At 47.0% G+C, this 4,413-nt stretch carries 2 tRNA genes and 2 rRNA genes; all 4 read right to left on the minus strand.

Annotation, left to right across the window (positions count from 1 at the left end):
- Window positions 1-2,247: ribosomal RNA gene (locus BXU11_RS15875) — 23S ribosomal RNA — on the minus strand; the annotation flags it as partial.
- 191 nt (window positions 2,248-2,438) lie between these two features.
- Window positions 2,439-2,512, minus strand: a tRNA-Ala gene (locus tag BXU11_RS15880).
- A gap of 88 nt (window positions 2,513-2,600) precedes the next feature.
- Window positions 2,601-2,674: transfer RNA gene (locus BXU11_RS15885), tRNA-Ile, on the minus strand.
- Between the two features lie 129 nt (window positions 2,675-2,803).
- A 16S ribosomal RNA gene (locus BXU11_RS15890) occupies window positions 2,804-4,312 on the minus strand.
- Window positions 4,313-4,413: the final 101 nt, after the last annotated feature.

Genomic DNA, 4,413 nt, shown 5'->3' on the forward strand with positions numbered 1-4,413 from the left:
CCCAGTCAAACTACCCACCAAGCAATGTCCTCTCTATCGAGAGTTAGGCCTCAGATAAACAAAGGGTTGTATTTCAACAATGACTCCACAACGCCTAGCGACGCCACTTCACAGTCTCCAACCTATCCTACACATCATTTATCCAAGGTCAATACTAAGCTATAGTAAAGGTGCACAGGGTCTTTTCGTCCCACTGCGGGTAAACGGCATCTTCACCGTTACTACAATTTCACCGAGCTCATGGCTGAGACAGTGTCCAGATCGTTACACCATTCGTGCAGGTCGGAACTTACCCGACAAGGAATTTCGCTACCTTAGGACCGTTATAGTTACGGCCGCCGTTTACTGGGGCTTCAATTCAATGCTTCTCCGAAGATAACATCTCCTCTTAACCTTCCAGCACCGGGCAGGTGTCAGGCCCTATACTTCATCTTACGATTTTGCAGAGCCCTGTGTTTTTGATAAACAGTCGCCTGGACCTCTTCACTGCGGCCCCGATTACTCGGGGCGACCCTTCTCCCGAAGTTACGGGTCTATTTTGCCTAATTCCTTAGCCATGAATCTCTCGAGCACCTTAGGATTCTCTCCTCGACTACCTGTGTCGGTTTACGGTACGGGTACTAATTACCTGAAGTTTAGAGGTTTTTCTTGGAAGCCCTTAGGCGCACTATCTCTTTGACCGAAGTCTCCGAGTACTATCGTATTTCCCCAAGCCGCGTGGATTTGCCTGCGCAGCTTATAGGTAGGTACTTCAACGAACTATTCCGTCAGTTCGCGGCGCTTTCATCACTCCGTCACCCCATCACAGTAATCAGTAGTACGGGAATATTAACCCGTTGGCCATCGACTGTCCCTTTCGGGTTCGCCTTAGGTCCCGACTAACCCACAGCTGATTAGCATAGCTGTGGAAACCTTAGTCTTTCGGTGTGCGGGTTTCTCGCCCGCATTATCGTTACTTATGCCTACATTTTCTTTTCTAACCAGTCCAGCATGCCTTACGACACACCTTCAACCCTGTTAGAATGCTCCCCTACCACTTACAATTGCTTGTAAATCCATAGCTTCGGTAATATGTTTATGCCCGATTATTATCCATGCTCGTCCGCTCGACTAGTGAGCTGTTACGCACTCTTTAAATGAATGGCTGCTTCCAAGCCAACATCCTAGCTGTCTGGGCAGACAAACCTCGTTCTTTCAACTTAACATATATTTGGGGACCTTAGCTGATGGTCTGGGTTCTTTCCCTCTCGGACTTGGACCTTAGCACCCAAGCCCTCACTGTTATCAATCATTATATAGCATTCGGAGTTTGTCAGGAATTGGTAGGCGGTGAAGCCCCCGCATCCAATCAGTAGCTCTACCTCTATATAACTAAAATAACGCTGCACCTAAATGCATTTCGGGGAGTACGAGCTATTTCCGAGTTTGATTGGCCTTTCACCCCTACCCACAGGTCATCCGAAGACTTTTCAACGTCAACCGGTTCGGACCTCCACACTGTGTTACCAGCGCTTCATCCTGCCCATGGGTAGATCACACGGTTTCGCGTCTAACACTACTGACTAAAGCGCCCTATTCAGACTCGCTTTCGCTACGGATCCGTGGCTTAACCACTTATCCTTGCCAGCAACGTTAACTCGTAGGCTCATTATGCAAAAGGCACGCCGTCACCCCACGAAAGGGCTCCGACCGCTTGTAAGCGTATGGTTTCAGGATCTATTTCACTCCGTTATTCACGGTTCTTTTCACCTTTCCCTCACGGTACTGGTTCACTATCGGTCTCTCAGGAGTATTTAGCCTTAGCGGATGGTCCCGCCAAATTCAGACAGGGTTTCACGTGCCCCGCCCTACTCAGGATACCACTATCCTTTACATTCATTACTTATACAGGGCTATCACCTTCTTTGGCTCTACTTTCCAGTAGATTCTAATTCTTTATGCAAGAAATCTCGTGGTCCTACAACCCCAACATTGCCGTAACAACATTGGTTTGGGCTAATCCGCGTTCGCTCGCCACTACTTACGGAATCACTTTTGTTTTCTTCTCCTCCGCCTACTTAGATGTTTCAGTTCAGCGGGTTTGCCCACCTATCGGTGTACTATGTCTTCAACATAGTGGGTTGCCCCATTCAGGTATCTACGGATCAATTCGTGTGTGCCAATCCCCGTAGCTTTTCGCAGCTTATCACGCCTTTCTTCGCCTCTGAGAGCCTAGGCATCCCCCATACGCCCTTATTTTGCTTATTGTACCAATCATAAAATTAATTATGACCGTTTTTTTTCGCTTTCTCTAATAAATCAGAGAAAACTGCTTTCTACTTTTTATTATTTCTTATCTCAATATGTCAATGAACTTTAAATAAGTATTAAGTATTCTGTATTAAGTACTAAGACCTTATTGTCTTAATTCTTGATACTATCATCTTGATACTATCTTGTGGAGAATAACGGAGTCGAACCGTTGACCTCCTGCGTGCAAGGCAGGCGCTCTAGCCAGCTGAGCTAATCCCCCATTTTTTGTAAAATTCCAAATTTTTAAATTCCAAATTCCAAAAAAAAAGGATTTCAACCTCTAGAATTTCCTAATTAAGTGTAAATAGTAGTCCCGGGCAGACTCGAACTGCCGACCCCTACATTATCAGTGTAGTACTCTAACCAGCTGAGCTACGAGACTCTGTTTTTTACTTAATTCTTTATTCAATTTCTTTAAATTAACAGCAAGAGTAATATAATCGGTGTCATAGCACCTTTAAAATCTTCTTCTTTTTCCTTAGCGTGCTTTACGCTAACACTAAGGCTCTAGAAAGGAGGTGTTCCAGCCGCACCTTCCGGTACGGCTACCTTGTTACGACTTAGCCCTAGTTACCAGTTTTACCCTAGGCAGCTCCTTGCGGTCACCGACTTCAGGCACCCCCAGCTTCCATGGCTTGACGGGCGGTGTGTACAAGGCCCGGGAACGTATTCACCGGATCATGGCTGATATCCGATTACTAGCGATTCCAGCTTCACGGAGTCGAGTTGCAGACTCCGATCCGAACTGTGACCGGCTTTGTAGATTCGCTCCTGGTCACCCAGTGGCTGCTCTCTGTACCGGCCATTGTAGCACGTGTGTAGCCCAAGGCGTAAGGGCCGTGATGATTTGACGTCATCCCCACCTTCCTCACAGTTTGCACTGGCAGTCTCGTTAGAGTTCCCGACATGACTCGCTGGCAACTAACAACAGGGGTTGCGCTCGTTATAGGACTTAACCTGACACCTCACGGCACGAGCTGACGACAACCATGCAGCACCTTGTAAATTGTCTTGCGAAAAGTCTGTTTCCAAACCGGTCAATCTACATTTAAGCCTTGGTAAGGTTCCTCGCGTATCATCGAATTAAACCACATGCTCCACCGCTTGTGCGGGCCCCCGTCAATTCCTTTGAGTTTCATTCTTGCGAACGTACTCCCCAGGTGGGATACTTATCACTTTCGCTTAGCCACTGAACTTGCGCCCAACAGCTAGTATCCATCGTTTACGGCGTGGACTACCAGGGTATCTAATCCTGTTCGCTACCCACGCTTTCGTCCATCAGCGTCAATCCATTAGTAGTAACCTGCCTTCGCAATTGGTATTCCATGTAATCTCTAAGCATTTCACCGCTACACTACATATTCTAGTTACTTCCTAATAATTCAAGTCTAGCAGTATCAATGGCCGTTCCACCGTTGAGCGATGGGCTTTCACCACTGACTTACTAAACGCCTACGGACCCTTTAAACCCAATGATTCCGGATAACGCTTGGATCCTCCGTATTACCGCGGCTGCTGGCACGGAGTTAGCCGATCCTTATTCTTACAGTACGTCAAGCTCCCTCACGAGGGAGTGTTTCTTCCTGTACAAAAGCAGTTTACAATCCATAGGACCGTCATCCTGCACGCGGCATGGCTGGATCAGGCTTGCGCCCATTGTCCAATATTCCTCACTGCTGCCTCCCGTAGGAGTCTGGTCCGTGTCTCAGTACCAGTGTGGGGGATCTCCCTCTCAGGACCCTACCCATCGTTGCCTTGGTAAGCCGTTACCTTACCAACTAGCTAATGGGACGCATGCTCATCTTTTGCCGTTGTGACTTTAATGTGAAAATGATGCCATTCTCACATACTATGAGGTATTAATCCAAATTTCTCTGGGCTATCCTCTGCAAAAGGTAGATTGCATACGCGTTACGCACCCGTGCGCCGGTCTCTAGTTCCGAAGAACTATACCCTCGACTTGCATGTGTTAAGCCTGCCGCTAGCGTTCATCCTGAGCCAGGATCAAACTCTTCATCGTATATTGTGCGCTTAATAAATTAAGCTATTTTTATGCGAATCCAATTCTATCGGTGTTTATTCTAATCTCTCGATTATCTTACTCTTTTTTCTTTGTCTTAT

This window comes from Flavobacterium sp. LM5, assembly GCF_002017945.1.
Taxonomy (GTDB): Bacteria; Bacteroidota; Bacteroidia; order Flavobacteriales; family Flavobacteriaceae; genus Flavobacterium; species Flavobacterium succinicans.